Below are 25,182 nucleotides of genomic sequence, written 5' to 3'. Positions count from 1 at the left end.
GTCAGTCCAACCGGACGCCTTCGCGTTGCAGCCTTTCGCGCAACACATCAATTTCAACCGTCAGATCACTGCGGTCGTCCAAAAGCAACTTGCGGGTGCGCGCCGCAAAATTCTGTTCAAGATCATCCAGGAGGGACGAATAATCCTCCAGCGCCTGCGCGTCGCGTGTTCGGGCGTACACGTCGGCGAATTTGACCGTCGCGTCACGCGCACCCTTTAAGTAAACGGTCAGGTATTTTCGCGCACCGGCCAGATCGCGCGGGTCTTCCTCGACCGTGCGGAACAGTTCGCGGGCGGTATCCTGAAACCGTTCAACGCGGGCCTCGATCCTGCGGTCGCCCGCACGTTTGATGGCGTCGGTCATCTCGGACAGGTGCGTTTCGGCGTCTTCAACTACGCGGGCAACGCGGTCTTGCTGAAAGGTATCGATGCCCTCCATACCCTTGTCTTTCATCGGATCAATTCCGAATGAGGCTGAGTGGAGGGCACCAGCTACCAAGCCGAACAGGATCGGCGCAATAAGGCTAGCCTCGGACGCTGTAGCCGCATCCAGAAATTCTGTGCGGTATGCGGCCAACCCGATCCCAAGCCCGGTCAGGAGACTGGAGAATATTTTTCTGGGAAACGCCGGGCGACGGGCGGTGCGCCGGGCATTATAGGCAGACTCGGCCCGCAATCCTTCACGCAAGAGGAATGCCGCGCCGGTCAAAACGCCGGCTGCAATCAGCCCGATTGTCATGCCAACTGCGCCGTCGTTCAGTGACAGGAACACCAAAGGGATCGCGGGCAAGAACAAAAGGTTGGCGCGGGCGCCAGCAGGTTCGACGCGTGCGCCGTCAAACTGGCCACGCGGGTTTTGGTCTGGCTGTGCCGAGTCGCCTTGAGGGCTGTATTTTCCGCCATACCGTTTGGTCATGCGCTCACAAGCCCCCTAGCAGGCCAGTGCACACGCCAAGCATTAGTGCCAACAGCACAACATAGGCTAATTTTTGCACTCCGGTCCCGGACATGGCGCCCCCCAAGTATGCCCCTTGGGGAAATCTAGGCCATGAGAGGCCGTGGCGCTAGGGGGAAGGTTGCCTAACCTGCGTCACTTGCGAGGTTTCTTGCCGATGGGGGGCCGATTTCGCTGTGGGCGAGCGGGTCGTTTGGCCGGTGCTTCGGGCTCGGCTTCCAACCCCAGTTGATCGCGCATGACCCGTCGGCGGATCTCTTCGACTTCGCCGGGTTTCAGGCTTCCCAGCTGGAAGGGGCCGTAGGACACGCGCAGCAGCCGGTTCACCGCAAAACCGATATCTTCTATCGCACGCCGAATTTCACGGTTCTTGCCTTCGCGCAGACCGATGGTCAGCCAGGCATTTGCGCCTTGTTGACGGTCCAGCGTGACGTCCATCGGCAAAAAGCGTTCCCCGTCGATCACAAGCCCTTTACGAAGCGGTGCAAAATCCTCATCCTTTGGGCGGCCATTCACCCGCACGCGGTATTTGCGTAGCCATCCGGTCGAGGGCAGTTCCAACTTGCGCTTGATGCCGCCATCATTGGTCAACAGCAGCAACCCTTCCGAGTTCAGGTCCAACCGCCCAACGCTCATGACCCGGGGCATATCCTCGGGCAGTTTGTCAAAAATGGTCGCGCGTCCTTTTTCGTCTCGTGTCGTTGTCACCAGACCGGAAGGTTTGTGGTACAGCCACAGGCGCGAAGGTTCCGGTTCCGACACCGGTTTGCCGTCGACAATGATCTTGTCCTTGGCGGTGACGTTCAGCGCGGGGCTGTCTATGGTCTTGCCGTTTACACTCACACGACCTGCTTCGATCATGCGTTCAGCTTCGCGGCGCGAGGCAACGCCTGCGCGGGCAAGGACTTTGGCGATCCGGTCGCCGGGAGGAGGGGTTTTGGTCATCCGCAGCCCATAGCGCATCCCGGCCGCTTGCGAAAGACAGGTTTCTGTTGCAGTCAGAGGCATGGTATTCAGATCGCACATGGATAAGGCGCTGGTTGAAGCGCGCGCTGCGGCAGATCGTGGTGAAGTACCTGTAGGTGCTGTTATTGCCGGCCCCGATGGCGTGATCGTGGCCTCAGCGGGCAACCGAACACGAGAGCTGAACGATCCCACCGCCCATGCCGAGATACTGGCCCTGCGTGCTGCATGCGCCGCAGCCGGATCCGAACGTCTGCCCGATCACGATCTATATGTGACGTTAGAGCCTTGCGCGATGTGTGCGGCGGCTCTGGCAGCGGCGCGTATCCGGCGCATCTATTACGGGGCTGCCGATCCGAAATCCGGCGGCGTTGCCCATGGCGCGCGGGTTTTCACCCATACACAAGCACACCACGTGCCAGAGGTTTACGACGGTATCCGAGGGCAGGAGGCCGCCGAGCTTCTGAAAGAGTTCTTCGCCGCACGGCGTTGACCCTAAATGGTAATGGCCTTCATTACCTGGGGTTCGATGACATCGACCCCCGGCAACCCATCGACCAGCGCCTGAGCTGATTGTTCGAGGATCGGGAAGGTCTTGTAATGGCAGGGAATCACGGTCTTGAAATTGAAATACCGCTTGGCCGCATACGCCGCGCCCTTCATGTCCATCGTGAAATGACCACCCGCCGAAAGAATGCCTATATCGGGTTTGTAGTAATCCCCCATCCAATCCATATCGGCCATGATATCTGTATCGCCAGAGACATACAGCATGCGCCCTTCCGAGGCGATCATGAACCCGACCTCGCTGCCGCCGGTGCGCAGACCGTCGGGCGTGGAAAAGGTTGAACTGTGCGAGGCCGGAACCATTGACACTTTGACGCCGTTCAGGTTCACGGTGCCACCTTTGTTGTAGCCGATAGTTTCCAGCCCTTCGGACTCGCTCCAAAACCCCATCAGGTCGTATTGTCCGACCACGGGGACGTTCAGGTGCTTGGCCAGCGATACGACATCGGCGACGTGATCGAAATGTGTATGCGTAAGAAGGATATGAGTCGCACCGTTTAGAGCGTCATCATGCTGTTCCTCGGACAAGACCGGGTTGCCAGTCAGCCAGGGGTCGATCAGCAGAACCTGCCCGCCGGTTTCGATGCGGAAACTGCCGTGTCCCAGCCAAATGATGTTCATGAATTCATCCTCCCAAAACAAACTGTTGGCATTAACTTAGCATCGGCTATGTAAAAGTTCATGGACTGGTTTCAGGAAATTGATGGCTATTGCGAGCGCTTGTCGCCCACCTATTGGGCCGAGCCGATAAACGCGGTGACAAACGCGGCGTTTCTGATTGCGGCTTTTGTCATGTGGCGGAGCGTGCGCGGGCAAGGGATGCCGCTGGCGATGCTGTTGGTGGCCATTCTGACTGCCATCGGGCTTGGCAGCTACCTGTTCCATACGCACGCGCAGGTCTGGGCCGCCATGGCGGATGTTCTGCCGATTTTGCTGTACATTCTGGTCTACATTTTCGCGATCAACCGGGACGTCTGGCACATGCGGCCGCTTACGGCCGGGATCGTGACGGCGCTGTTTATTCCCTATGCCGCAGCTACGGTGCCCTTGTTCCAGCTTGTGCCGGGACTGGGTGGGTCAGCAGCCTATTCCCCGGTGCCGTTGCTGATCTTGATCTATGCGTTTCTTTTACGCCGCCGGGTGCCGGACACCGCCCGTGGTCTGGCCATCGGGGCGATGATCCTGATCGCATCGATCACCTTTCGTGCGCTGGACGAACCCATATGTGGGCAGATCCCATTGGGCACGCATTTCATGTGGCACATCCTGAATGCCCTCATGCTGGGCTGGATGATCGAGGTGTATCGTAGGCACCTGACCCGCGCGGCTCAGGCCTGAAACGCTGCGGCCAGCTCCGCGGGTAAGTCAAATTCGGACAGCACGCGTGCACGGCCTTGATCCGACATCTTGCGCGCGGTTTTCTCGACAATGCTTTGGATTTTCTCGGCTGAGTGCTTTTTGGCAAACGGAGCGAAATACCATTTGAGGAAAACAAAGCAGATGACATCCTCCAGCGCCTGCACCTCGTCGTCACGCTTGATGCCCTGTTTGCGCAGCATCCGGCCAGCAGATTCGATATCCTCGGCAGAGTAGCCGTTCCGTTCCATAAGCCCCATCACGACCTCGGCGTGATGGACGCCCTGCGCCTTGCGCCAGGCCAGATATCCGGCACGACCTTCGGGGTATTCACTGCGCGCGAGCTTCCACCGCTCCACATGCTGACCTCGTGCGGCTATCTGCAACGGGTCAGAGGCGTCTGGGAACAACCTGTCCAACTCAGCGCTCATGCGCTGGCCATAAAGCAGTTCAGCGGGCTGGCCGTCTTCGAGGTTGGGGTCGTGTGAGTTGGCCGCATCAATTGCGTCCAGAACAGCTTGCTTGCGCGCGTTCATCTTCCGCTCCGTTGGCTTGCCGGGTCTGCAGGGCAGGCCGGCGGGTTACTGTGGACCACCGTAGCGATACGCCGCGCGGAACGCAGCAGGCAATTGTCGGGCCGGGGCATTTGGACCCGACCCGGTTTTGCGGGCTAAATTACTTGCCCGGTTTGTTCTGATCCTGGGTGACAGGTTCCGACACCTGATCGGGGAAAATCAGGCTGCGGGTCAGGGTGTCCATGCTTGGGCCAAAAGCGCCCGCCTGAGCTTGCGCAGCAAGAACCGTAGTGGCCAGTACAAAGGCAGTCATGAACGTTTTCATCGTTTTTCTCCATATAAGGCTGTGCCGTGTCATATGAAATGAACAGTTCAGTTCAGTATTTCAAGATGTGAAGTGAACTAATCGGTTCATTTTTTTTACTTCGGGGTGTTCAGAAATGAATGATCGGACAGGATTTATGGACCTTTGCCATGCGCTCAAGGATGGATCAGCGCCTTGCCGGTCTTGCGACCCGGCGACCAGACAGGTAAATGCCCCCTAACGCATATGAGGATATCCGATGTCGATTGACCAAAGCAACGCCGCCAAGGTGGCCAAACTGGCCCGGATCAAGGTCGAGGATGACGCGCTGCCTGCGCTTGCATCCGAATTCAACACCATCCTTGGCTTCATCGAACAACTCAATGAAGTGGATGTTGAAGGTGTCGAACCGATGGTTTCGGTCGAGCCGATGCGCCTGAAACGTCGTGAGGACGTAGTTACCGACGGCAACCAGCAAGACAAGGTTCTGGCCAATGCCCCCGATGCGCGCGAAGGGTTCTTCGCTGTTCCCAAAGTTGTGGAGTAAGACATGAGCGATCTGAACAAACTGGGCCTGGCCGAAGCTCGTGACGCATTGCGTGCCGGTGACGTAACCTCGGTTGAGTTGACCGAGTCCTGCCTGAAAGCGATCGATGACGCCGACGCGCTGAACGCTTTTGTCCACAAGACGCCTGAGATCGCGCTGGAGCGCGCCAAGGCTGCGGATGAGCGGATCAAAGCCGGCAACGCACCGTCAATGTGCGGCCTGCCAATTGGCATCAAGGATCTGTTCTGCACCAAAGGCGTGCCCTCGCAGGCGGCATCTAAAATCCTCGAAGGCTTCAAGCCTGAATACGAATCCACAGTATCGCAGCAGTTGGCTGATTCCGGTGCAGTCATGCTGGGCAAACTGAACATGGACGAATTCGCCATGGGCTCGTCTAACGAAACTTCTGTTTACGGCAATGCGGTCAGCCCGTGGCGCCGGGGCAATGACGATGCGCAACTGACACCCGGTGGATCGTCCGGTGGGTCGGCCTCGGCCGTCGCGGCAGATCTTTGCCTGGCCGCCACCGGCACCGATACCGGCGGCTCGATCCGCCAGCCTGCTGCATTTGTTGGCATTACTGGCATCAAGCCGACCTATGGTCGTTGCTCGCGCTGGGGCATCGTTGCGTTCGCTTCTTCATTGGATCAAGCCGGGCCGATGACCAAGAACGTGCGCGACGCTGCGATCATGCTCGAGACGATGTGTGGTCACGACCCCAAGGATTCGACCAGCACCGAACTGGCCGTTCCAAATTTTGAGGCGATGCTGACCGGCGAGATCAAAGGCAAGAAGATCGGTATCCCAAAAGAATACCGCATGGAAGGCATGCCTGCCGAGATCGAAAAGCTGTGGGCCGAAGGCGCCGAGATGCTGAAAGCAGCAGGCGCCGAGATCGTCGACATTTCGCTGCCGCACACCAAGTATGCGCTGCCCGCATACTACGTGATTGCACCGGCCGAAGCGTCCTCGAACCTCGCCCGCTACGACGGTGTCCGCTATGGCCGCCGCGCGCAGCTGGCACAGGGCGATGGCATCACCGAGATGTACGAAAAGACCCGCGCCGAAGGCTTTGGCCACGAAGTGCAGCGCCGTGTCATGATCGGTACTTATGTGCTGTCAGCGGGGTTCTACGATGCATATTACAACCGCGCCCGTAAGGTGCGGACACTGATCAAGAGAGACTTCGAAGATGTCTTCGCCGCAGGGATCGACGCAATCCTGACGCCTGCTACCCCGTCGGCGTCCTTTGGTCTGGGCGAGATGACCGAGGCGGACCCGGTGCAGATGTACCTCAACGACGTCTTTACCGTGACAGTGAACCTTGCCGGTTTGCCCGGTATCTCAATTCCCGCAGGTTTGGACCAACAGGGTTTGCCGCTGGGTCTGCAACTGATCGGCCGCCCGTGGGAAGAAGGCGATTTGCTGAACACAGCTTATGCGTTGGAAAGTGCCGCCGGATTTGTGGCCAAGCCGGGCAAATGGTGGTAATCCTCGGATCAGGCAAGACCAGCTAAAACGGAGCAGCTGAATGCGCTTTACGCTTCTGATCCCCGCAATCGGGCTTGTGGCCGCCTGTAACACGGTGGCCCCGGTCCAGGGTACAGGATTTAACACGCCTCAATATCAGGCGCAGCGCGAGGCGGCGCTAGCCGGACAGGGCTATACCGGCAACCCATTGACTGGCCCTGCTGAGGTTTCAGAACAACAACTGGGCGCACCCGGTAGCACTCCGACCGGGGATAACGCTGATATCGCGTCGGCAACGGCGGCTGCATTGGCCAACACTTCGGGGCAAAGCACGTTGACGCAAGCCCCGCTGTCCGCCGCCAGTAACAATGCGATCTCCGACGAACAGGATTTCGCGGCTGTATCAGGCCGTCGCACGATCGAAAACGACGCGGCCCTGATTCAACAGAACCGCCAGACCTACGAAGTCGTCACACCAACTGCTGTTCCGCAGCGCGGATCGGACGGCCAGCCCAATATCGTGCAGTATGCTCTAAGCACTTCGAATCCAGTTGGTACACAGCTTTACAGCCGCGCTGGTTTCAACCTTGAGGCCAAGGCGCAGCGGAATTGCGCCAAGTTCCCGTCGCCTGACCAAGCTCAGATCGAGTTTCTGGCCAACGGCGGCCCTCAGCGTGATCGCAACGGTCTGGACCCGGATGGGGATGGGTATGCCTGTGGCTGGGATCCAAGTGCATTCCGCAGTGCCGTCAACAACTGATCCACAAGCGCCAATCTGGCACGCTTCGCCTAACTACGGACCACGCAGGGACGGGCTAAAGCCGTCCCTGATCGTTTTGCACTATACGGCGATGAACAGCGCGCAAGAGGCGCTGGACAGGTTATGCGACCCTGTCCACGAAGTTTCGGCGCATTACCTGATTGGGGGCGACGGGACGCTCTGGCAGATGGTGCGAGAAGAGGATCGCGCGTGGCATGCCGGGGCCGGAGAATGGTGCGGTCAGAAGGATATCAACTCCCGTTCGATCGGCATCGAGTTGGACAATACCGGCAGGCACCCGTTTTCAGACCTGCAAATGCGCAGGCTGGAACGGTTGTTGTCTCAGGTCATGCATCGCTGGGGCATTCGCCCATACGGTGTGATCGGTCATTCCGACATGGCACCCGGACGCAAATTTGATCCCGGGCCGCGATTTGACTGGCTACGGCTCGAGCGCAACAAACTGGCCGCGCCGCGCGGACAAAACGATGGCCCGGTAGATGCGCCGATGGATCAGTTTCGAATCCTGGCACAATCCGCCGGCTTCAGCGCTGACGTAGACGACGAAACTTTGCTGTCCGCCGTTCGCCTGCGATTTCGCCCTTGGGCTACAGGTCCGTTGCAGAAGGCCGATTTCGCACCTCTGACCGCCCGATCCTGATCCGCTCTGCGCTCTTGACGCAGCCTGTCACAAGGCATACTCACCGCTTGCGCGGAGGGCCGGATGGCCGCTGGGGCCGCAAGGCCTGAGAGGAAAGTCCGGACTCCACAAGACAACGGTGCCGGGTAACGCCCGGGCGGGGCAACCCGACGGAAAGCGCCACAGAAATCAGACCGCCCCGGACTTCGGTCCGAGGTAAGGGTGAAACGGTGGGGTAAGAGCCCACCGCGCCGCTGGCAACAGTGGCGGCACGGCAAGCCCCACCGGGAGCAATGCCAAATAGGGTCCCCGCGCGGGCAGGTCGGCGTCAGCTGAAACCGCCGCTAGGCACGTCCTGGCCAAGAGGGACCGGGTTGGCAGCTTGAGCCGCGCAGCAATGCACGGCCTAGAGGAATGGTCATCGAAGGGGGCAACCCCGGAACAAGATCCGGCTTACAGGCCCTCCGCGCATAACTCTGTTCACTTACCGGGCGGCGTGTAAGCCCCAGTCAGTTTGGCGGCCTTCTTGGTAATGGCGGCAAAGTCCTTCGCCTTCCAGGCGCGTACTGTTTCGACGTTTGATACTGCACCTGAGGCCGCAACAGCCATTCCAATGGCTACTGCGTCAGTGCCATCCGGAACTTCACTTACGACCACCACGTCATTTTCGCCGGTTGTCATGTAAAAAGCCAAAAGCTTGCCGCCGACTTTTTTCAGCAACGCCCGGACGGCCGCCGTGCGGTCTGCAGGCTTCTTCAGCATTCCTTTGACGCCATCCTGGGAGTAGGTCGCATAAGTGATGAAAATAGGCATAAGTCTTCTCCTTGATTCAATGGTTTGGAACGCTGAAATTGGCCGGTTCCGCGGCCTGGAAACGGGATCTAAAAAATACTCACAATGGCGTCCAAGGCGACCCAGAAACCCACGACAATCAGGGCCAAGCCAGTCAAGGTGGGCAACCAGCGTGCGCCCGGCAGCAGCTTTTCCAAAGCCACGTAAATGGCGATTCCGGCAATCCAGTACAGGTTCATGATCCCGCCGACGAACAGCAGCGCCATCAAGGCCCAGCAACAACCCAGACAGTACAGCCCATGCAAAGCACCAATTCGGAACGCACCATACGCGCCGAGTTTGTGATGATCGGCGATGAATCGGGCAGGGCTTTGACAATGCCGCAGACAGGCGGACTTGAGGTCCGACAGCTGATACGTGCCTGCCGCAATCAGGACGCAGCCAGCAAATGCTTTAGACCGGATGGTCATCATTGGGCCATCGGACAGCCCGATGCTTTCCAGTCCCCATTGCAACCCCGTCGCAGCAAGGCTGAACAAAGCCCAGGCGATGAGGTAGCCCGCGAGAAAGCAAAAACTGAACTGCGCGGCCTTGTCACGTTCGGGGCCCGCACGCTTTATCGCCGAATACAGTAAGACCGCAGGTGCAGCACTGGGGGTCATCATTGCGATCATCATGACCCACCACATCAGAAAGATCAGGATTGCGTAGCGCAGGCCCCAACCCGGCGCCTCACCCATTTGCATGGGTTCTCCGATCGGGCCCGCCATCGCGGTCATTTCGGTGGCCGTCATGTTCATGCCGATCCCGGCGACGGTGTACCAGACTGCAACCAGAACAATCAGCGACACACCGGACAGCACGATGACCCGCTCGCGCCGCATAAGCCGCTCGACCGCCCCGGCGCGGGGCGGTGTGGGATGGGATGTCATGATGACCCCCGGATCAGGCGCCCAGGACACCGTGGCCCGAAATGTTCAGGTGGGCCAGATGAGCGTGCGTCGCGTCAAAGGTCAGGCTGATTTCACCGCCATGTGTCTTGGCCGAGCCCGAGGCAGCCTCGGCGTGTCGGTATTCAAACCCGTTTGGCAGCTGAATTGACGCCCGGTGCGCCGCACCCGACACGATATGTGGAATCGGGCTGACCTCGACATCGAAGACGCCATTCACCTTTGCAAACCCGGTGCGCTCGTCGCGGTCCCAGTTCAGCTCAATCGGAACGAAAAGCGTTTCATGTTTGGTCGGAGCCATAGCGCTATAGACATACCAGAAGGTTGCCATTTCATCGGTATCTTCACCGGTCATGATGGCTTGCAGGGCCGCGCGCTGATCGGCGCTGGCGCTGGCATCTATGATCAGTTGCATCTGACCGTTGCCCTCATGGATCGGGCCAGGCCAATAGTACACCCCAGCCGCCCTTACGCCCGCCAGGTCGGTGTCCCCATAGTGACCGCTTTCGATGTCGAATACGACGACGGCCTCGCAATTGCCATGTGTTGGAAGTACGCTGAACTGGCAAGGACAACCGAAGTTGCAGTTACAGTTGGCCAGCTCTTCGCCCTTAATAGTCCACTCAGTCATGATGCCCCCTAAACAAAATCAATCGTGCAAACCCTGCTTGCACGGTTGCTTGCCTGTTCATGGTGCCTCGAAGATCGAGCCGGAAATTGGCTTCTTTGGATTGTTGATGGCGCGGTTACTATCACAAATTCGAATTTCTGACAAATTAGACATGCACTTGTGCAGGAATACGCCTGTTACATGTTCACTTGCTGAAACGAAGCCACCATTGGCCAGCTTTGCGCTAGCGTTAGGGCATCTGCTTAATCCGTGGATTTTTGAGTCGCAGATATCTGCTATATTGCAAGAACGCATTTTGAATATTGGGAGGATTGTTATGAGTTTCATGAAGGCACTGGCTTCGGTCGCAGTTGGATTTGCTGCAGCAAAAGGCATGGAAAAGTACAAGCAAATGGGCGGTATGGCCGGTCTTCAAGAAATAATGCAGGGCGCCGGGGGCGGCTTTGGCATGGATCAACTGGGCAAGATGGCAGAACAGTTCGGGATGCCGGGGGGTGCCGGTGGGCTGCAAGAGATGATTGGAAAGCTTGGCATGGCCAATCCGGCAGGGGCCGTTGGTCTTGGTGGGTTGATGAATGCCATGCAGGGAGCAGCAAAGTCAGGCAGCCAGCAGACCGTCGACATGATGGACACGGTGTTCAAAGGCACACCCGGGGGCGCGGCGATGGAGGAGCAAGCCAAGTTGATGCTGCGCGCGATGATCCAGGCGGCCAAGGCGGACGGAGAGCTAGATGAGCAAGAGAAGGAAACCATTCTGGGCGAATTGGGTGATGACATCAGCGATGAAGAACGCGCCTTTGTCCAGGATCAGTTGAATGGCCCGATTGATGTGATCGGCCTGGCTGCTGATTCCGGTGCGCCATTGAAAGCGCAGGTCTATGCCACGTCTCTGGCGGCGATTCGTTTAGATAACCAGCGCGAGGCGTCTTACCTTGTTCAACTGGCCACCGCGTTGGGTTTATCTGATGCTGAACGCGACCAGATTCACACGTATATGGGCGCGCCGACCCTTTCGACCTAGGCCTGATCCCTGATCAACCGATCATGTGCCCAATTGCCCTTGACACGAGCCGTGCAAGGCGTAAAAGCGCACGCTCATAGGAATTCAACCGAAAGGCCCCTGCCTTTTCGGACGCAGGAGATAACCATGGCGAAGCCGACGACAATCAAGATCCGTCTGAACTCGACCGCGGGCACGGGCCACTTCTACGTGACCAAAAAGAACGCTCGCACCATGACCGAGAAAATGACCGTTCGTAAATACGACCCGGTTGTTCGGAAACATGTCGAGTACAAGGAAGGCAAGATTAAGTAATCTGCCGTCCAACTTGGACAGAATGGAAAAGGGTTTCGCTGATGCGGAACCCTTTTTCTTTGTGCATGCGGCTGGGTGAAATGTCCTGGATCGGGAATTGGCCGTTGCAGTGACGCATCAGCGTAACGGCCATTCGGTCGGGCGCCGGGTTGCTTTTTGGAACCCCTTGGCCATACGCTTCATCAAATCGTTCCAAAATGTTGGTCGCCATGAAAAAAATCTTGTTATCCACAATTGCCGTATTCGCCCTTGCGGCTTGTGAAGACCCCTATAACCGCTCGGGTGTTGGCTTCACGGGCATCGATGGTGAGCCGCGGACCCTCTCGGATGTTCCGGGTGCGGTCTCGTTCCTTCCCGACGCCACGAATATTCCGGCGGAATTGGCTTTGTTGCCATCCATCCCGGTCGTAACGGATCAGACCGAGGCGGAAAAAGTAGCCCGCGTCGCGATCGACAATGGCGGACGCAGCGACACAAACTCAGTTGTTCTGACCGGTTCGGACATGAACATGTACTTAAGCACAGTCAGCGTGAACGGCACTTTGTTCGGAGTGCTTCGGACCGCAAACAACAGCACCCGCGTGGACAACAACGTCGGCGCAGCCTTTGGCCAAAATGCCGAACAGTTTACTGGGTGCCTGCCTGTGGGTGACGTGTTCCGCAAGGGGTCGTCGTCGCGCAGCTCGGGTTTTGCGGTTGCTCTGAACTGCAGCTGATCGAACCAAAAAGATACAACTAAAGAAAGCCTCCACCGTGTCGGTGGAGGCTTTCTTTGTTCTTAACGTCACAAGTTTGCGCCGCCTGTTTGCTATCTCGGGATGCCATGCAGTGAGGCAAACAAAAAAGGCGGGCCAATCTGGCCCGCCTTTGAAATCGAATTCCGTCTGTCTTATTCGCGGTTGCCGAACAGCTGCAGCAGGAACATGAACATGTTGATAAAGTCCAGATACAGGCTCAGCGCGCCCATGATTGCGGCTTTACCCAACCACTCCTGGTCGCCCGAATGGGCCATCTGCAGGTAGGTGGTTTTGATCTTTTGGGTGTCATAGGCGGTCAGACCAGCAAAGATCAGAACGCCGATCACCGAGATCGCGTACATCATCGCGGGTGACTGCAGGAAGATGTTTACAACCATCGCCACGATCAGGCCAATAAGACCCATGATCAGGAATGTACCCATTCCAGACAGGTCTTTCTTGGTGACGTAGCCGTACAAGGACAGTCCTGCGAAAGCGATCGACGTGATCAGGAACACCTGAATGATCGACATCCCGGTAAAGGCAATGAAAATCCAGCTGATCGACAGGCCCATCACCGCTGCGAATGCATAGAACACTAGCTGTGCAGCTGCGGCGGACAAGCGGTTGATACCGGCGCTAAAGCCAAAGATGAACGCCAGCGGTGCAAACATGATCACCCAGCGTAGCGGCGAGGTATAGATCGCGGCACCCAGCGACGTCAGATAGGTGCCCGAGCTGATTTGCCCGGCTGCGGCCGATGGGTCGGTTGTGGTTGCAAGTCCGGAAATGGCCCAAGCAGCCATGAATGTAATCAGCATGCCCACGGACATTGTGCCGTAGACTTTGTTCATATGGGCGCGCAGGCCCTCGTCAATCTGGGCAGCGCGCGCACCGGTCGCCGTCCGGATCGTGTCAAATTGTGCCATTAAGGGTCTCCCTTTGCATATTTCTTGTCGGACCAATGAAATTGGCACCGTTCCCCGCAAATATCGGCAAGTGCGGGCTGTGTTTCAAGGGTTTAACGCCCGAAACTGGCTAAAACACGCAACAAAAATGGCAGCCCGACGGTTCGCGCTGCCATTCACCGAGAAAAGGTGCAGTGTCGAATCACTTTTGCCAGAACTCCGGCGCATCCCAAATGGATCGTGACGCCTCGGCTTCGGCCTGTTGGCGTGTGATGCCGATGTCTTCCAGGGCGCGATCATCAAGTCTGGCAAGCGTTTGACGCTGACGCAGAAGAGAGAGGGCATCCCGAAGCGAGGACAACAAAGAGCGACGCTGCGGTTTGCAGTGCTGTTTGATTGCAATTTGGGTCATATTTATTGTCCTTTCTCTGTTTCATGATGGATAACCGTCTTTCCATCAACTTCCTTGATTTATATGGCGCAACATGTCACATTTTAAAAATGAATATTTATGAAGAAATGCATAAGGATTTGTGAACATGCGAAATCTGGATATCACCACGCTCCGTTCCTTCGTTGCCGTTGCTGACCAGGGTGGCGTCACAAGGGCCGCCGGATTTCTGCATCTGACGCAATCCGCCGTGTCGATGCAGTTGAAGCGGTTGGAAGAGCTGCTGGGCCTTGAATTGTTGGACCGTAGTGGGCGCACAATTGCGTTGACTGCATCCGGTGAACAGCTGCTGGCCTATGCCCGACGCATGATCGCTCTGAATGACGAAGTAATCTCAAAGCTCACGGATCAGGCCTATGAAGGCGAGGTCGTTCTGGGCGTTCCGCATGACATCGTCTACCCGGCCATCCCGCGGGTCTTGCAGCGTTTCAATGCTGACTTCCCGCGGGTTCGGGTGCAGCTGATTTCGTCATATTCACTTCAGCTGAAAGAAATGTTCAAACGCGGCGAGTGCGATCTGATCCTGACAACCGAAGCCTCAGCCAGTGATGGATCTGAGACCGTCGCTGAGTTGCCCTTGCGGTGGATTGGGGCGCCGGGCGGGTCAGCATGGCGTAAGAATCCGATTCCATTGGCCGTCGGACGGCGGTGCGCGTTCCGGCCCCAGATGATCTCGGCCCTCGATGCGGAAGGTATCCCGTGGGAACTGTCGGTCGAAACAGAAAACGACCGCACGATCGAGGCGACAGTCAGCGCGGATCTGGCTGTTCACGCGATGCTGGACGGGACCGAACCCGCACATCTTGAACAGATCGATACCGGAGGGGCTTTGCCGGAACTGCCGGCCCACATGATCAATCTGTATGGGGGCGAGACCGGGCGCGGCGCTGTCGTCGAATCGCTGGCCGCGCTGGTGCGTCAGAATTTTCGTATACTGGGCAGTGCCCCGCTCAAGGCTGTGGTGGGGTAAGCGCCCGTCAGGGGGTAATAACTACTTTGCCGGTGGCCACGCGGTCGCGCAGCAGTTGCATGCCTTTGTCGGCCTCGGCCAGTGGAAGAACGTGGCTGATATGCGGCTTGATCCGCCCTTCGGCGAGCCAGCCGAACAGCGTGTCAAAGCTGTCCTGTACAATCTGCGGTCGGAATCTCAGATAGCCGCCGATGTAAAACCCAATCACAGTCAGGTTTTTTACCAACAGATGGTTGGCCGGAATTTGGGGAACGTCGCCGCCCGCAAACCCGATGGGCAACAGACGGCCTTCGGGGTTGGTTGCCCGGAACGCGGCTTTGAAGACATCCCCTCCGACAGCGTCATAGACGACATCCGCGCCGCCCAGATCCTTGACGCGTGCGCGTAGGTCTTCCGAGGCGTCGATCAGGTGATCCGCACCAGCCGCGCGGGCCACATCCAGTTTTTCCTGCCCACGCGCATGGGCAATTACCGTCGCACCCATCAGCTTGCCAATTTCGACGGCGGTAAGTCCAACCCCACCTGCGGCACCGGTCACCAAAAGGGTCTCCCCCGGCCGGAGATGCGCCCGATGATCAAGGGCGATGTGGCTGGTGCCGTAAGCGATCTGAATGGCCGCGGCACTTTCAAAGCTGATTGCATCGGGCAGGGGAATCGCGCGACTCGCATCAAAAACGCCATATTCCGCCAGTCCGCCCTGACCGGAATAAACGGCAACACGGTCCCCGACATTCAAGCGCGTAACACCGTTACCCAGCTTGTCGACAACACCCGCAACTTCCATACCCAGCGTGAACGGAGCCTCGGGCGTGTCCTGATACGTACCCTTCTGCATCAGCAAGTCGGCAAAATTCAATCCGCAGGCCTTGATCGCGATGCGTACTTGCCCGGTGCCGGGTTCGGGAAGGTCAATATCAGCCAATTGGGCGGCGCTTCCCTGGGATTGTATCGTGAATGCCTGCATGATCGCGCTCCGTAATTTTGGGGCATAGATTCTTTTCAGCCAGGGTTTGTCAATCTATTCCCCGGCCAATTCGGTTCGTTTCAAGTGCACATGGTGGGCGTGGGGACTATCCCAGTATAAAAAACACACAACCCTAAATCTTTGTGGCCCGAAACAGATTCAACCTTCTTGAAAAATTACCCAAATGCGGCAATATTGCGCTATGGTGCTGTTTTGGGGGTATGTTCCAAATTAGGGAGTGGTTAAGTGCGACTCGCTAGTGTTGCGATAAAAAGCAACGCGCGCCCCAGGTAGTTGTGTGTAAAAGAGGAGAATACCAATGACCCATCACGTCGATGTCCATGTGGGCAAGCGCGTCCGGCATCGCCGCTGGCTGATTGGCATGACCCAGCAGCAGCTGGCGGAACAAGTTGGTATTAAGTTTCAGCAAATTCAAAAGTATGAAACTGGGGCCAACCGGATCAGCGCGTCTCGCCTGTGGGACATTGCCGAAGCATTGGACGTTCCCGTCAGCTTTTTCTTTGAAGGTCTGGAAGAGGCCGAAAAGGAAACCTCTGGCAAAAAGTCGGTTCCTGCCGATCTGATGGGGGACAAGGAAGCGCTGGACCTCGTGCGGTCCTACTACGCGATTCCCGAAAACCAGCGCCGCCGCCTGTTCGAGCTTGCTCGGGTTCTCAGCGACGTAGCATAAATTAGCGGGTTGACTCCAAACCGTGCGCACCTCACGGGTTACGCATGCAAGAGACCTCTCTAAGCGATCTGGAAGTTGCCGAAGAAATGGCCGACGCGGCGCGTGCGGCCATTCTTCCGTATTTTCGGCAAACCAATCTGGACACCACGAACAAACTGGAAGATGGGTTTGACCCCGTAACCATTGCTGACCGCAACGCCGAAACGGCGATGCGCGCGGTTCTGGCGCGTCATCGGCCCGAAGATGGCATTTTTGGCGAAGAGTTTGGTCGCGAAGAAGGCTCAAGCGGCCGGACCTGGGTTCTGGACCCCATTGACGGTACCCGCGGGTTCATCAGCGGTACGCCGACTTGGGGGGTTCTGATTGCTCTCAGCACATCTGAAGGCCCGATCATGGGGGTGATCGACCAGCCCTATATCGGCGAACGGTTTGTGGGTTCGGCGGATATCGCGCAGGTCACCGGCCCATCCGGAACGGTACCGTTGAAAACACGCTCGACATCCGCTTTGGATCAGGCGGTTGTTTTTACGACCTTCCCAGAGGTTGGCACACCTGAGGACCGTGCAGGGTTCGAAGCGGTGGCCCGGCAAGCAAAGCTGACCCGTTATGGCATGGATTGTTATGCCTATGCGCTGGTGGCGGCGGGGCAGGTTGATCTGGTGATCGAATCCAGCTTGAACGCCTATGACATTCAGGCCCCCATTGCAGTGATCGAGGCTGCTGGTGGGGTTGTGACTGACTGGCGGGGCGGTCCGGCCCATAATGGCGGGCGGGCTCTGGCGGCGGCGAATCCCGAACTGCACGCGGTCGCACTGGAAATCCTGCGCAACTACTGAAACCGGTTGCCGCGATTTGGCCGGTCGGGTAGGTTCTACGCGGCTGGTTCTTGTGCCCGTTTTCCGCCAGCCTTTGCACTCCTTGCATGAGACGGGCTAATGCAGGAGGGCGAATTGACTGAAATCCTTATCAAAAATGCAGATACCATACTGACGATGGATGACGCGCGACAAGAACTGTCGGGCGCGGACATTCTAATTTCTGGTGGTCAGATCAAGCAGATCGGCCACAACCTGCAAACAGACGGAGAGCTCCACGATGCCGCGGGTTGTGTTGTGACCCCCGGCCTCGTGAACACCCACCACCATTTGTACCAAACCCTGACGCGGGCCGTGCCAGGGGGGCAGGATGCGTTGCTGTTCGGTTGGTTGCAGACACTCTATCCGATCTGGTCTAGATTCGGTCCCGAAGAGATGTTCGTGTCGGCTCAGATCGGTCTGGCGGAATTGGCTCTGTCAGGGTGCACGCTTAGCTCTGATCACCTATACCTGTATCCCAATGGCACGCGTCTGGACGACACGATTGCCTCTGCCGCTGAAATTGGCCTGCGGTTCCATCCGACCCGTGGCGCGATGAGTATCGGTGAGAGCGACGGAGGATTGCCGCCAGATACCTTGGTCGAAGTCGAATCGGCAATCCTTGACGACATGATCCGTGTGGTCGACGCGTTTCACGACCCATCCGAAGGGGCGATGTGCCGGGTTGGGTTAGCGCCCTGCTCTCCCTTTTCCGTCAGCAGGGACCTGATGCGCGACACAGCAATCCTTGCGCGCGACAAGGGCGTGATGCTGCACACCCATCTGGCGGAAAATGATGAAGATATTGCCTATTCGCAGGCGCAGTTCGGGTGCCGCCCAGGTCAATATGCCGAAGACTTGGGGTGGACCGGATCAGACGTCTGGCACGCGCATTGCGTCAAGCTGGACAGGGCCGAGATTGATCTGTTTGCCAGAACCCAAACGGGTGTAGCCCATTGTCCTTGCTCCAATTGTCGATTGGGATCGGGTATCGCCCCAGTGCGGGCCATGCGTGACCACGGGGTTCCGGTGGGTCTGGGCGCAGACGGTTCGGCCAGCAATGATAACGGCAGTCTGATCCTCGAGGCCCGACAGGCCATGCTGCTGCAGCGCGTTGCCAATGGCGCAGATGCAATGTCGTCACGCGAAGCGTTGGAGATTGCCACGCGTGGCGGTGCAGATGTGCTGAACCGCCCCGATTGCGGTCGGCTTGAGCCCGGTAAGCGCGCCGACATTGCCATATGGGACACGCGCGGGATCGAAAGCGCGGGCAGTTGGGACCCGGCCGCACTGCTGCTGGCCGGACCAATGAAGGTGAAACACCTGTTTGTCGAAGGCCGCCAGATCGTGCGCGACGGGCATGTCACGACGTTGGACCTGCCGCGCGTGATCGAACGGCAGACCCAATTGGCCCGCGCTTTGCAGGCTTAGGAAGACACGCGGCGACCGGCGATCCAAACCTCGGCAATCGCCCGGTCGTCGCCCATCATGATCGTGGGAAAGACCGCCTCCCACAGATCATCGGCGCAGGCTTCACGCTGGGCAATTGCAGGGGTTGAGGCTAGGTCGAGAACGACCAGATCAGCCTCCATCCCCGGTGCGACATTGCCGATGCAATCATCCATCCGCAGCGTACGCGCCGAGCCAACCGTTCCCAGCCACAGCAGTTGCGCCGCGTGCAGGGGCGAGCCGCGCAGTTGCCCGATTTCATAGGCCGAAGCCATCGTGTGGAGCATTGAAAAGCTCGACCCACCGCCGGTATCTGTTGCCAGACCAACCCGGTGCCCTTCGCGCATCAGCCCGTCCATGTCGAACAAGCCGGATCCGATAAAGGTGTTCGAGGTTGGGCAATGGATCAGTGAGGCGTCAACCTCGCGCAGCCGATCGCGTTCACGCGATTCCAGGTGGATGACATGGCCGTAAACGCCATGCGACCCCAGCAGCCCGAACTTTTCGTAGGTATCCAGATAGTCCCTCGCATCAGGGAAAAGCTCACGAACCCATGAGATTTCGTCTGTCTGCTCGCTCAGGTGCGTTTGCATCAGGCAATGCGGGTGTTCGGCCCACAGAGCGCCCATTGCCTCAAGCTGCTCGGGCGTGGATGTGGGGGAGAACCGCGGTGTGATGGCGTAGGATATCCGGTCGACACCTTGCCACTTCTCAAGCAGCGCCTGCGATTGGTCATAGGCCGTCTGCGGAGTATCCCGCAGCCCTTCGGGCGCATTGCGGTCCATGCAGGTTTTCCCCGCCACAACACGTTGCCCGCGTTGTTGGGCAGCCGTGAAGAACGCATCGACACTTTCGGGGTGGATGGTGCAGAAACTGCACATCGTTGTGGTGCCGTGCGAGGCCGTCAGGTCGAGATAACGATTGGCGATCTCGGCTGCATAGTCGGGATTCCCGAACTTCATTTCCTCGGGGAAAGTATATGTGTTCAGCCAGTCGATCAGGCGCTTGCCCCAGCTGGCGATCATCGCGGTCTGTGGGTAATGGACATGCGCATCCACAAAGCCAGCCATGATCACGTGTTGACCGTGGTTTACAACTTCGGCATCGCGGTTCGCGGATATCAAGCTGTCGGCCTCGCCGACTGCAGATATGCGGCCGTCTTCGATCAGGACCGCTTCGCTGATTGTCACAGCCTCTGTCGGCTCACCTTCGAATGGTGATCCGTTGAAGCTCAGGACACGCCCTTTCAGCAGCGTTTTTTGCGCCATTTCCGTTCATCTCCGCCTGTATGGGACTGCGAAACAGCATAGTGGGGCGAAACTTGTCGGTAAATCGGCGCATTGTCATTGTTTTCCGGTAGCTGCTTCTTCTAATTAGGGGTCAATGCGCGAACCAACCGGGGGCAGACATGACGACAGGCTATGATGAACCCGTAATCGATTCCGCAAGCGACGATGACGCCTATGCGCTGGATCGCCGGATGGTTGCCGCGATCCTGTATGCGGTTGATGTGGAAGATCGCGACAAGCTGATCGAGCTGATGGAGCCGCTGCACCCTGCGGACATTGCCGACCTCCTTGAACAGATTAATCCCTATGACCGTGGGCGTTTGATCCGTCTTTACGACAAGGAATTTGACGGCGATATCTTATCCGAACTGGATGAGTCCGTCCGCGAAGAGGTTATCAGTGTCCTTCGCCCCGACGTTCTGGCCGACGCCGTGCGGGAAATGGAGAGCGATGACGTCGTCGACCTGCTGGAAGACCTTGAAGAGCCGCAGCAAGAAGCCATCCTGGACGCGTTGGAAGATTCCGAGCGGATCGCCGCAGAACAGGCGCTGTCCTTTCCGGAAAACTCGGCCGGTCGCCTCATGCAGCGCGAGGTGGTCATGTCGCCCGAGCATTGGACCGTGGGGCAGACCATCGATTTCATGCGCGCCAATGATGACTTGCCGGAACAGTTCTATCACGTTGTTCTGGTTGATCCGCGGCTCAAACCGGTGGCACAGGTCACGCTTGGCAAGCTGATGGCAACCCGGCGCGAAGTGCCGTTGCACGACATCGCCGAAGAGGAATTTCACACCATCCCTGTCGATCAGGACGAAGAGGATGTGGCCTACGCCTTTAACCAGTACCACCTGATTTCCGCCCCAGTGGTCGATGCCGATGGGCGTTTGGTCGGCGTGATTACCATTGATGACGCCATGGTTGTTCTGGATGAAGAATACGAAGAGGACATGTTACGCCTTGCCGGCGTCAGCGACGAAAGCTCGTTGTCCGACAGTGTCGCCGCGACCAGTAGGCGGCGCCTGCCTTGGCTGGCCGTCAACCTGTGTACCGCAATATGCGCGTCACTGGTCATCTCGCAGTTCGAAGCGGCGATCAATCAGTTGGTGGCACTGGCAATCCTGATGCCGATCGTTGCGTCCATGGGGGGGAATGCCGGGACGCAGTCGCTGACGGTTGCGGTGCGGGCGCTTGCTACGCGCGACTTGACCGGATCGAACGTGGCGCGTGTTATCCGGCGAGAATTGTTTGTGGGTGTGCTCAATGGTCTGTGCTTTGCGACCGTTTTGGGGACAGTCGGCATGATGTGGTTCGATTCACCCTTGTTGGGTGTCGTGATCGGCTCGGCCTTGGTCGTGAATATGGCGATCGCAGGCTTCGCAGGTACGGTAGTACCGGTTGTGCTGGATCGTCTGGGCATTGACCCGGCGCTGGCGTCAGGGACTTTCGTGACCACCACAACGGATGTCATGGGGTTCTTCATCTTTCTTGGGCTTGCCAGCGTGGTGCTTCTGTGACCGATCTGACTGAAATCAAGGCCGTCGCCCGTAAGGCGGCATTTGCGCGCCGGAAGGCTGCATTCGATGCGCGTTTGCCGGGTGCAGCCGGACGTTTGTCCGAAGTGCTTGCGGGGCATCGTGGCGTCCCGATGTCGGGGTACATGCCGATCCGCACCGAAATTGATCCTTTGCCTGCTATGGCCGAGGCCGCGGCTTATGGCCCGGTCGGTGTGCCGGTCATTCAGGCCGCCGGGCAGGCGTTGCGGTTTTCGCGCTGGACGCCCGAGGGCGGGCTAAAGGATGGCCCGTTCGGCGCTAAGGTTCCCGAAATTGACGACTATTTTGACCCCGAGATTCTGGTTGTGCCGCTGGTTGCTTTTGACGCGCAAGGCGGAAGACTGGGATATGGCGGTGGCTTTTATGACCGCACGCTGGAGGGATTGCGCGCCAAGCGCCCCACACTGGCCATCGGCTTTGCCTTTGACGCACAAGAAGCCGAGGGGCTGCCGTTGGAACCCACGGATCAGCCGTTGGATATGGTCATCACTGAAAGCCGAGTACTGACGTTCTCGGCCTGACCGCCTTAGGTCGGGCTGTTTTCGCGAAAGTACTCCCACGCGTCCACTTCTGTGCCATCGGGCAGGATGCAGATACCGATCTGGCCGCCTTCGCCATCTCGGATTTCGTAACGATTGCCGCTTTCAACGCAAAAGGTTGCTGCCGGGTTCGCCAGCTGGGTGGACGAGTCGTTTGAAGCAGGTTGGTCGCAAGCTGAAAGCGCGGTCAAACTGGCGGCGGTCAGAAGGGCAAGGCGCATGGGAAATCTCCTGCATAATGTGCTTTGGCGGTTTATTCTGCCAGCTTAACCACTTGTGCTTGAGAGATACCACACTTAGGACAGTTCGAATGAGGATACTTTTTCTAGGTGACGTGATGGGCCGCGCCGGACGCGCGGCCATTCAGCAACATTTGCCGCGTCTGCGCGACGAATGGCGGTTGGATTTTGTCGTGGTCAATGGCGAGAACGCATCAAACGGGATGGGTCTGACCGGGGATCACGCCAAGCTGCTGCTGGATGCCGGGGCCGATTGCCTGACACTGGGCGATCACGCGTTCGACCAGAAAGACATGTTGCAATTCATCGAAAGTGAACCCCGTATCGTGCGCCCGGTGAACTTTGCCAAGGGCGCGCCGGGCAGGGGCCACCGGTTGTACACCGCGCCGGGCGGGCGCAAGGTTCTGGTTGTTCAGGTGTTGGGGCAAGTCTTCATGAAACGCCCCTTTGATGATCCGTTCTCTGCTGTTGAACCAATCCTGAAGTCGCACCCGCGTGGCGGGCAAGCGCAGGCGATCATCGTCGATATGCATTGTGAAGCGACTTCCGAAAAGATGGCCATGGGCCACTATTGCGACAAACGCGCCAGCCTTGTTGTGGGCACGCATACGCATGTGCCAACCGCGGACGCGCAAATCCTGCCGGGTGGCACGGCATATCTGACGGATGCGGGCATGTGCGGCGATTATGACTCGGTCATCGGCATGGACAAACTGGAACCGATGCGCCGGTTTATCACTGGCATGCCCAAGGCCCGGTTCACTCCGGCTAATGGCGAGGCCACGCTAAGTGGCGTGTTCGTTGAAACCGACGACCGGGACGGTCAGGCGAAATCTGTTCAAATGGTGCGCGTTGGCGGGCGGCTACAGCAAGCTGGCCCACTGTAAGGGCACGTCAGGCTTGCTCTGTCGCGCGCAATGCGTGAAACTGCCTGACGGGCGCGTAAACCAAGCCAGGGTTCGGACAGAAAACCAAGAATGCAATTCCTTCAACTGACAGAAATGGGAAGCGCGATACTGGCGCTGTTGGTCGTTGCAGGCATGTTCATCATGTTCCTGCGCGAATCCTATCCGACTGAAGTGGTCGCAATTGGTGGCGTGGCCTTGATGCTGGTGACGGGCATTCTGCCCTATCAAAGCGCACTTGCCGTTCTGTCAAATCCGGCCCCTTGGACGATTGCCGCGATGTTCATCATCATGGGAGCATTGGTGCGTACCGGAGCACTGGACGCATTCACATCGACCGCGCAAAAACAGGCACAGGTAAGTCCCAAGGTCGCAATCGCAACGCTGATGGCCTTTGTTGTCTTTGCCTCGGCGGTGGTTTCAAACACGCCCGTAGTGGTCGTTATGATCCCCGTATTCGTTCAGATCGCGCGGACGCTGAACGTGTCGGCCTCGAAACTGCTGATCCCGCTTAGTTATGCGGCCATTCTGGGTGGCACGCTGACCTTGATCGGCACCTCGACCAACCTGTTGGTTGATGGTGTCGCGCGGTCCCAGGGGATGGCCCCGTTTACGATCTTCGAGGTCACGCCCCTGGGCATCGCGCTGGTCATTTACGGCATGTTCTACCTGCGGTTTGTCGCGCCGCGCCTGCTGCCGGAACGGGACAGCATGGCGACAATGCTTAGCGATCGGTCGAAGATGAAGTTCTTTACCGAGGCTGTCATTCCCCCCGACAGCAACCTGATCGGGCGTGAGGTGACGGGCGTGCAGCTGTTCAAACGTCCTGGCGTGCGCCTGATCGACGTCGTGCGCGGCGACGAGTCGTTGCGGCGCAACCTCAAGGGCGTCGCTTTGAAAGTTGGCGACCGTGTCGTTCTTCGGACTGAGATGACGGAACTGCTGAGCCTGCAAACCAATAGGGAGCTTAAGCGTGTTGATCAGGTCTCGGCGGTTGAGACGAAAACGGTCGAGGTGCTGATCACTCCGGGTTGCCGCATGGTGGGGCGGACGTTGGGCGCGATGCGTTTACGCCGCCGTTATGGCGTCTATGTGCTGGCGGTGCATCGGAGAAACCAGAATATCGGGCGGCAATTGGATGATCTGGTTGTGCGGGTCGGTGACACGCTGCTGCTGGAGGGTTCACCTGCAGATATCCGGAAACTGGCTGCTGATATGGATATGGTCGATGTGACCCAACCTTCTGCCCGCGCATTCCGCCGCAGCCACGCGCCGATTGCCATCGGGGCGCTGACCGGGATCGTTGTGCTGGCCGCGCTGGGCGTTGCGCCCATCCTGCTGCTGTCGATCCTGGCTGTTGCGGTAGTTTTGATTACGCGCTGCATCGACGCGGATGAGGCGTTTTCCTTTGTCGAAGGAAGATTGCTGGCCCTCATCTTCTCAATGCTGGCCATAGGCGCGGCCTTGGATAAATCCGGTGCAGTTTCCTTAATTGTCGAAGCCGTGGCGCCGGGTCTTGGTGCCCTGCCACCATTCCTGATCATCTGGGCGGTCTATTTGCTGACTTCTGTGCTGACAGAGCTAGTGTCGAATAACGCCGTGGCAGTTGTGGTGACGCCGATTGCCATCGGTTTGGCGCAGGCCGTGGGCGTTGATCCGCGTCCTCTGGTGGTGGCGGTCATGGTGGCAGCCTCGGCTTCATTTGCGACGCCGATCGGATATCAGACCAACATGATGGTTTACGGCCCCGGTGGGTACAGGTTCACAGATTTTCTGAAGGTTGGCGTGCCGCTGAATCTGACTGTGGGTTTGCTGGCTTCGCTGTTGATCCCTCTGATCTGGCCGCTTTGAGTTCGGCACGGAACCGC

At 58.2% G+C, this 25,182-nt stretch carries 30 protein-coding genes and 1 other RNA gene; 18 read left to right on the top strand and 13 right to left on the bottom strand.

Translation table 11 applies throughout. The features are described 5' to 3' along the window. Nucleotide 1: 1 nt before the first annotated feature. Both AC2FGC_RS05150 and AC2FGC_RS05145 read right to left on the bottom strand, forming a co-directional pair. Nucleotides 2–916 carry a 5-bromo-4-chloroindolyl phosphate hydrolysis family protein gene (locus AC2FGC_RS05150; RefSeq protein WP_496724221.1) on the bottom strand — a complete coding sequence of 305 codons (915 nt, stop codon included), beginning with the start codon at nucleotides 914–916 and terminating at the stop codon, nucleotides 2–4. A 174-nt stretch (nucleotides 917–1,090) separates the two neighbouring features. Next, nucleotides 1,091–1,900, bottom strand: a complete 810-nt coding sequence (locus AC2FGC_RS05145; protein WP_496781560.1) for a pseudouridine synthase — start codon at nucleotides 1,898–1,900, stop codon at nucleotides 1,091–1,093. A 61-nt stretch (nucleotides 1,901–1,961) separates the two neighbouring features. Between AC2FGC_RS05145 and AC2FGC_RS05140 the strand changes: the two genes are divergently transcribed. Next, nucleotides 1,962–2,411 carry a nucleoside deaminase gene (locus AC2FGC_RS05140; protein ID WP_058276802.1) on the top strand — a complete coding sequence of 150 codons (450 nt, stop codon included), beginning with the start codon at nucleotides 1,962–1,964 and terminating at the stop codon, nucleotides 2,409–2,411. 2 nt (nucleotides 2,412–2,413) lie between these two features. On the opposite strand, the gene AC2FGC_RS05135 is transcribed toward AC2FGC_RS05140, so the two are convergent. Then, nucleotides 2,414–3,106: a metal-dependent hydrolase gene (locus AC2FGC_RS05135; protein WP_496724224.1), complete on the bottom strand. Its 693-nt coding sequence runs from the start codon at nucleotides 3,104–3,106 to the stop codon at nucleotides 2,414–2,416. 60 nt (nucleotides 3,107–3,166) lie between these two features. Here AC2FGC_RS05135 and AC2FGC_RS05130 point away from each other — a divergent pair, with 60 nt between their 5' ends. Further along, the gene (locus AC2FGC_RS05130) at nucleotides 3,167–3,823 is read left to right on the top strand and encodes a ceramidase domain-containing protein (protein ID WP_496724226.1); all 657 of its coding nucleotides are present in this window, start codon (nucleotides 3,167–3,169) and stop codon (nucleotides 3,821–3,823) included. Here AC2FGC_RS05130 and AC2FGC_RS05125 read toward each other — a convergent pair. Continuing rightward, complete coding sequence (locus tag AC2FGC_RS05125; RefSeq protein WP_496724228.1) at nucleotides 3,814–4,377, bottom strand: DUF4202 domain-containing protein; 564 nt, start codon at nucleotides 4,375–4,377, stop codon at nucleotides 3,814–3,816. The genes AC2FGC_RS05130 and AC2FGC_RS05125 overlap by 10 nt on opposite strands. 139 nt (nucleotides 4,378–4,516) lie before the next feature. Further along, nucleotides 4,517–4,681 carry a hypothetical protein gene (locus AC2FGC_RS05120; protein WP_186437502.1) on the bottom strand — a complete coding sequence of 55 codons (165 nt, stop codon included), beginning with the start codon at nucleotides 4,679–4,681 and terminating at the stop codon, nucleotides 4,517–4,519. 238 nt (nucleotides 4,682–4,919) lie between these two features. Here AC2FGC_RS05120 and gatC point away from each other — a divergent pair, with 238 nt between their 5' ends. The 5 genes from gatC (at nucleotide 4,920) to rnpB (ending at nucleotide 8,549) form a co-directional block, all read left to right on the top strand. After that, on the top strand, nucleotides 4,920–5,207 hold the full coding sequence (gatC, locus tag AC2FGC_RS05115; RefSeq protein ID WP_058275619.1) for an Asp-tRNA(Asn)/Glu-tRNA(Gln) amidotransferase subunit GatC: 288 nt from the start codon (nucleotides 4,920–4,922) through the stop codon (nucleotides 5,205–5,207). 3 nt (nucleotides 5,208–5,210) lie between these two features. Further along, nucleotides 5,211–6,698 (top strand): Asp-tRNA(Asn)/Glu-tRNA(Gln) amidotransferase subunit GatA, encoded by a 1,488-nt coding sequence (gatA, locus tag AC2FGC_RS05110; protein WP_496724230.1) that lies wholly within the window; start codon nucleotides 5,211–5,213, stop codon nucleotides 6,696–6,698. A gap of 40 nt (nucleotides 6,699–6,738) precedes the next feature. Next, complete coding sequence (locus tag AC2FGC_RS05105; protein WP_170558781.1) at nucleotides 6,739–7,437, top strand: hypothetical protein; 699 nt, start codon at nucleotides 6,739–6,741, stop codon at nucleotides 7,435–7,437. Further along, the gene (locus tag AC2FGC_RS05100; RefSeq protein ID WP_496781558.1) at nucleotides 7,388–8,098 is read left to right on the top strand and encodes an N-acetylmuramoyl-L-alanine amidase; all 711 of its coding nucleotides are present in this window, start codon (nucleotides 7,388–7,390) and stop codon (nucleotides 8,096–8,098) included. The genes AC2FGC_RS05105 and AC2FGC_RS05100 overlap by 50 nt, the downstream gene beginning before the upstream one ends. 51 nt (nucleotides 8,099–8,149) lie before the next feature. Then, nucleotides 8,150–8,549, top strand: an RNA gene (gene rnpB, locus AC2FGC_RS05095) — RNase P RNA component class A. 8 nt (nucleotides 8,550–8,557) lie between these two features. Here rnpB and AC2FGC_RS05090 read toward each other — a convergent pair. From AC2FGC_RS05090 to AC2FGC_RS05080, 3 genes are all read right to left on the bottom strand, one after another. Next, nucleotides 8,558–8,890, bottom strand: a complete 333-nt coding sequence (locus tag AC2FGC_RS05090) for a GYD domain-containing protein (protein WP_058275623.1) — start codon at nucleotides 8,888–8,890, stop codon at nucleotides 8,558–8,560. Between the two features lie 68 nt (nucleotides 8,891–8,958). Next, nucleotides 8,959–9,801, bottom strand: coding sequence for a DUF2182 domain-containing protein (locus tag AC2FGC_RS05085; protein ID WP_496781556.1), 843 nt, complete (start codon nucleotides 9,799–9,801; stop codon nucleotides 8,959–8,961). A gap of 13 nt (nucleotides 9,802–9,814) precedes the next feature. Continuing rightward, nucleotides 9,815–10,450: a DUF1326 domain-containing protein gene (locus tag AC2FGC_RS05080; protein ID WP_108859367.1), complete on the bottom strand. Its 636-nt coding sequence runs from the start codon at nucleotides 10,448–10,450 to the stop codon at nucleotides 9,815–9,817. A 316-nt stretch (nucleotides 10,451–10,766) separates the two neighbouring features. Here AC2FGC_RS05080 and AC2FGC_RS05075 point away from each other — a divergent pair, with 316 nt between their 5' ends. The 3 genes from AC2FGC_RS05075 to AC2FGC_RS05065 all read left to right on the top strand — a co-directional run bounded on the left by AC2FGC_RS05075 (nucleotide 10,767) and on the right by AC2FGC_RS05065 (nucleotide 12,481). Next, a complete protein-coding gene (locus AC2FGC_RS05075) occupies nucleotides 10,767–11,471 on the top strand; it encodes a tellurite resistance TerB family protein (RefSeq protein ID WP_496781554.1) in 705 nt (234 codons plus the stop codon). A 126-nt stretch (nucleotides 11,472–11,597) separates the two neighbouring features. Then, nucleotides 11,598–11,765 (top strand): 50S ribosomal protein L33, encoded by a 168-nt coding sequence (rpmG, locus tag AC2FGC_RS05070; RefSeq protein ID WP_007799108.1) that lies wholly within the window; start codon nucleotides 11,598–11,600, stop codon nucleotides 11,763–11,765. A 209-nt stretch (nucleotides 11,766–11,974) separates the two neighbouring features. After that, the gene (locus tag AC2FGC_RS05065; protein ID WP_496724237.1) at nucleotides 11,975–12,481 is read left to right on the top strand and encodes a hypothetical protein; all 507 of its coding nucleotides are present in this window, start codon (nucleotides 11,975–11,977) and stop codon (nucleotides 12,479–12,481) included. A gap of 173 nt (nucleotides 12,482–12,654) precedes the next feature. Here the strand turns inward: AC2FGC_RS05065 and AC2FGC_RS05060 are convergent, their stop codons facing one another. Continuing rightward, nucleotides 12,655–13,431, bottom strand: coding sequence for a Bax inhibitor-1/YccA family protein (locus tag AC2FGC_RS05060; RefSeq protein ID WP_058275627.1), 777 nt, complete (start codon nucleotides 13,429–13,431; stop codon nucleotides 12,655–12,657). Between the two features lie 181 nt (nucleotides 13,432–13,612). Beyond that, nucleotides 13,613–13,822: a DUF1127 domain-containing protein gene (locus AC2FGC_RS05055; protein ID WP_496724240.1), complete on the bottom strand. Its 210-nt coding sequence runs from the start codon at nucleotides 13,820–13,822 to the stop codon at nucleotides 13,613–13,615. 127 nt (nucleotides 13,823–13,949) lie between these two features. Here AC2FGC_RS05055 and AC2FGC_RS05050 point away from each other — a divergent pair, with 127 nt between their 5' ends. Then, nucleotides 13,950–14,831 (top strand): LysR family transcriptional regulator, encoded by an 882-nt coding sequence (locus tag AC2FGC_RS05050; protein ID WP_496724241.1) that lies wholly within the window; start codon nucleotides 13,950–13,952, stop codon nucleotides 14,829–14,831. 7 nt (nucleotides 14,832–14,838) lie between these two features. Here the strand turns inward: AC2FGC_RS05050 and AC2FGC_RS05045 are convergent, their stop codons facing one another. Further along, a complete protein-coding gene (locus AC2FGC_RS05045) occupies nucleotides 14,839–15,795 on the bottom strand; it encodes an NADPH:quinone oxidoreductase family protein (RefSeq protein ID WP_496724243.1) in 957 nt (318 codons plus the stop codon). Between the two features lie 319 nt (nucleotides 15,796–16,114). Here AC2FGC_RS05045 and AC2FGC_RS05040 point away from each other — a divergent pair, with 319 nt between their 5' ends. From AC2FGC_RS05040 to AC2FGC_RS05030, 3 genes are all read left to right on the top strand, one after another. Continuing rightward, nucleotides 16,115–16,486 (top strand): helix-turn-helix domain-containing protein, encoded by a 372-nt coding sequence (locus AC2FGC_RS05040; protein ID WP_109313179.1) that lies wholly within the window; start codon nucleotides 16,115–16,117, stop codon nucleotides 16,484–16,486. A gap of 44 nt (nucleotides 16,487–16,530) precedes the next feature. Next, a complete protein-coding gene (hisN, locus tag AC2FGC_RS05035) occupies nucleotides 16,531–17,322 on the top strand; it encodes a histidinol-phosphatase (RefSeq protein ID WP_496724245.1) in 792 nt (263 codons plus the stop codon). A gap of 114 nt (nucleotides 17,323–17,436) precedes the next feature. After that, nucleotides 17,437–18,771 (top strand): 8-oxoguanine deaminase, encoded by a 1,335-nt coding sequence (locus AC2FGC_RS05030; protein WP_496724247.1) that lies wholly within the window; start codon nucleotides 17,437–17,439, stop codon nucleotides 18,769–18,771. On the opposite strand, the gene guaD is transcribed toward AC2FGC_RS05030, so the two are convergent. Next, a complete protein-coding gene (gene guaD, locus AC2FGC_RS05025; protein ID WP_496781552.1) occupies nucleotides 18,768–20,057 on the bottom strand; it encodes a guanine deaminase in 1,290 nt (429 codons plus the stop codon). The two genes, AC2FGC_RS05030 and guaD, sit on opposite strands and share 4 nt — an antisense overlap. A 140-nt stretch (nucleotides 20,058–20,197) precedes the next feature. On the opposite strand from guaD, the gene mgtE reads away from it, so the two are divergent. After that, nucleotides 20,198–21,592 (top strand): magnesium transporter, encoded by a 1,395-nt coding sequence (gene mgtE, locus AC2FGC_RS05020; RefSeq protein ID WP_496781550.1) that lies wholly within the window; start codon nucleotides 20,198–20,200, stop codon nucleotides 21,590–21,592. After that, nucleotides 21,589–22,152, top strand: coding sequence for a 5-formyltetrahydrofolate cyclo-ligase (locus AC2FGC_RS05015; protein ID WP_496724251.1), 564 nt, complete (start codon nucleotides 21,589–21,591; stop codon nucleotides 22,150–22,152). Before mgtE ends, AC2FGC_RS05015 begins: the two co-directional genes overlap by 4 nt. A 5-nt stretch (nucleotides 22,153–22,157) precedes the next feature. On the opposite strand, the gene AC2FGC_RS05010 is transcribed toward AC2FGC_RS05015, so the two are convergent. Continuing rightward, on the bottom strand, nucleotides 22,158–22,391 hold the full coding sequence (locus AC2FGC_RS05010) for a putative hemolysin (RefSeq protein ID WP_058275635.1): 234 nt from the start codon (nucleotides 22,389–22,391) through the stop codon (nucleotides 22,158–22,160). Nucleotides 22,392–22,480: 89 nt separating this feature from the next. Here AC2FGC_RS05010 and AC2FGC_RS05005 point away from each other — a divergent pair, with 89 nt between their 5' ends. Beyond that, on the top strand, nucleotides 22,481–23,296 hold the full coding sequence (locus AC2FGC_RS05005; RefSeq protein WP_496781548.1) for a TIGR00282 family metallophosphoesterase: 816 nt from the start codon (nucleotides 22,481–22,483) through the stop codon (nucleotides 23,294–23,296). A 90-nt stretch (nucleotides 23,297–23,386) separates the two neighbouring features. Further along, nucleotides 23,387–25,165 (top strand): SLC13 family permease, encoded by a 1,779-nt coding sequence (locus AC2FGC_RS05000; RefSeq protein WP_496781546.1) that lies wholly within the window; start codon nucleotides 23,387–23,389, stop codon nucleotides 25,163–25,165. Nucleotides 25,166–25,182 lie beyond the last annotated feature (17 nt).

The organism is Ruegeria sp. CDSC054 (assembly GCF_059610645.1).
This window is presented reverse-complemented; position numbering and strand designations above follow the sequence as displayed.

Bases quoted from the DNA above. Each gene is read 5' to 3' on its own strand.
- AC2FGC_RS05120 (WP_186437502.1), bottom strand. From the start codon at position 4,681: ATGAAAACGTTCATGACTGCCTTTGTACTGGCCACTACGGTTCTTGCT.
- AC2FGC_RS05080 (WP_108859367.1), bottom strand. From the start codon at position 10,450: ATGACTGAGTGGACTATTAAGGGCGAAGAGCTGGCCAACTGTAACTGC.
- AC2FGC_RS05125 (WP_496724228.1), bottom strand. From the start codon at position 4,377: ATGAACGCGCGCAAGCAAGCTGTTCTGGACGCAATTGATGCGGCCAAC.
- AC2FGC_RS05130 (WP_496724226.1), top strand. From the start codon at position 3,167: ATGGACTGGTTTCAGGAAATTGATGGCTATTGCGAGCGCTTGTCGCCC.
- hisN (WP_496724245.1), top strand. From the start codon at position 16,531: ATGCAAGAGACCTCTCTAAGCGATCTGGAAGTTGCCGAAGAAATGGCC.
- AC2FGC_RS05010 (WP_058275635.1), bottom strand. From the start codon at position 22,391: ATGCGCCTTGCCCTTCTGACCGCCGCCAGTTTGACCGCGCTTTCAGCT.
- AC2FGC_RS05050 (WP_496724241.1), top strand. From the start codon at position 13,950: ATGCGAAATCTGGATATCACCACGCTCCGTTCCTTCGTTGCCGTTGCT.
- AC2FGC_RS05000 (WP_496781546.1), top strand. From the start codon at position 23,387: ATGCAATTCCTTCAACTGACAGAAATGGGAAGCGCGATACTGGCGCTG.
- rpmG (WP_007799108.1), top strand. From the start codon at position 11,598: ATGGCGAAGCCGACGACAATCAAGATCCGTCTGAACTCGACCGCGGGC.
- AC2FGC_RS05085 (WP_496781556.1), bottom strand. From the start codon at position 9,801: ATGACATCCCATCCCACACCGCCCCGCGCCGGGGCGGTCGAGCGGCTT.
- gatA (WP_496724230.1), top strand. From the start codon at position 5,211: ATGAGCGATCTGAACAAACTGGGCCTGGCCGAAGCTCGTGACGCATTG.
- AC2FGC_RS05055 (WP_496724240.1), bottom strand. From the start codon at position 13,822: ATGACCCAAATTGCAATCAAACAGCACTGCAAACCGCAGCGTCGCTCT.
- AC2FGC_RS05075 (WP_496781554.1), top strand. From the start codon at position 10,767: ATGAGTTTCATGAAGGCACTGGCTTCGGTCGCAGTTGGATTTGCTGCA.
- mgtE (WP_496781550.1), top strand. From the start codon at position 20,198: ATGACGACAGGCTATGATGAACCCGTAATCGATTCCGCAAGCGACGAT.
- AC2FGC_RS05100 (WP_496781558.1), top strand. From the start codon at position 7,388: ATGCCTGTGGCTGGGATCCAAGTGCATTCCGCAGTGCCGTCAACAACT.
- AC2FGC_RS05090 (WP_058275623.1), bottom strand. From the start codon at position 8,890: ATGCCTATTTTCATCACTTATGCGACCTACTCCCAGGATGGCGTCAAA.
- AC2FGC_RS05150 (WP_496724221.1), bottom strand. From the start codon at position 916: ATGACCAAACGGTATGGCGGAAAATACAGCCCTCAAGGCGACTCGGCA.
- AC2FGC_RS05040 (WP_109313179.1), top strand. From the start codon at position 16,115: ATGACCCATCACGTCGATGTCCATGTGGGCAAGCGCGTCCGGCATCGC.
- gatC (WP_058275619.1), top strand. From the start codon at position 4,920: ATGTCGATTGACCAAAGCAACGCCGCCAAGGTGGCCAAACTGGCCCGG.
- AC2FGC_RS05135 (WP_496724224.1), bottom strand. From the start codon at position 3,106: ATGAACATCATTTGGCTGGGACACGGCAGTTTCCGCATCGAAACCGGC.
- AC2FGC_RS05060 (WP_058275627.1), bottom strand. From the start codon at position 13,431: ATGGCACAATTTGACACGATCCGGACGGCGACCGGTGCGCGCGCTGCC.
- AC2FGC_RS05065 (WP_496724237.1), top strand. From the start codon at position 11,975: ATGAAAAAAATCTTGTTATCCACAATTGCCGTATTCGCCCTTGCGGCT.
- AC2FGC_RS05145 (WP_496781560.1), bottom strand. From the start codon at position 1,900: ATGACCAAAACCCCTCCTCCCGGCGACCGGATCGCCAAAGTCCTTGCC.
- AC2FGC_RS05140 (WP_058276802.1), top strand. From the start codon at position 1,962: ATGGTATTCAGATCGCACATGGATAAGGCGCTGGTTGAAGCGCGCGCT.
- AC2FGC_RS05105 (WP_170558781.1), top strand. From the start codon at position 6,739: ATGCGCTTTACGCTTCTGATCCCCGCAATCGGGCTTGTGGCCGCCTGT.
- AC2FGC_RS05005 (WP_496781548.1), top strand. From the start codon at position 22,481: ATGAGGATACTTTTTCTAGGTGACGTGATGGGCCGCGCCGGACGCGCG.
- guaD (WP_496781552.1), bottom strand. From the start codon at position 20,057: ATGGCGCAAAAAACGCTGCTGAAAGGGCGTGTCCTGAGCTTCAACGGA.
- AC2FGC_RS05045 (WP_496724243.1), bottom strand. From the start codon at position 15,795: ATGCAGGCATTCACGATACAATCCCAGGGAAGCGCCGCCCAATTGGCT.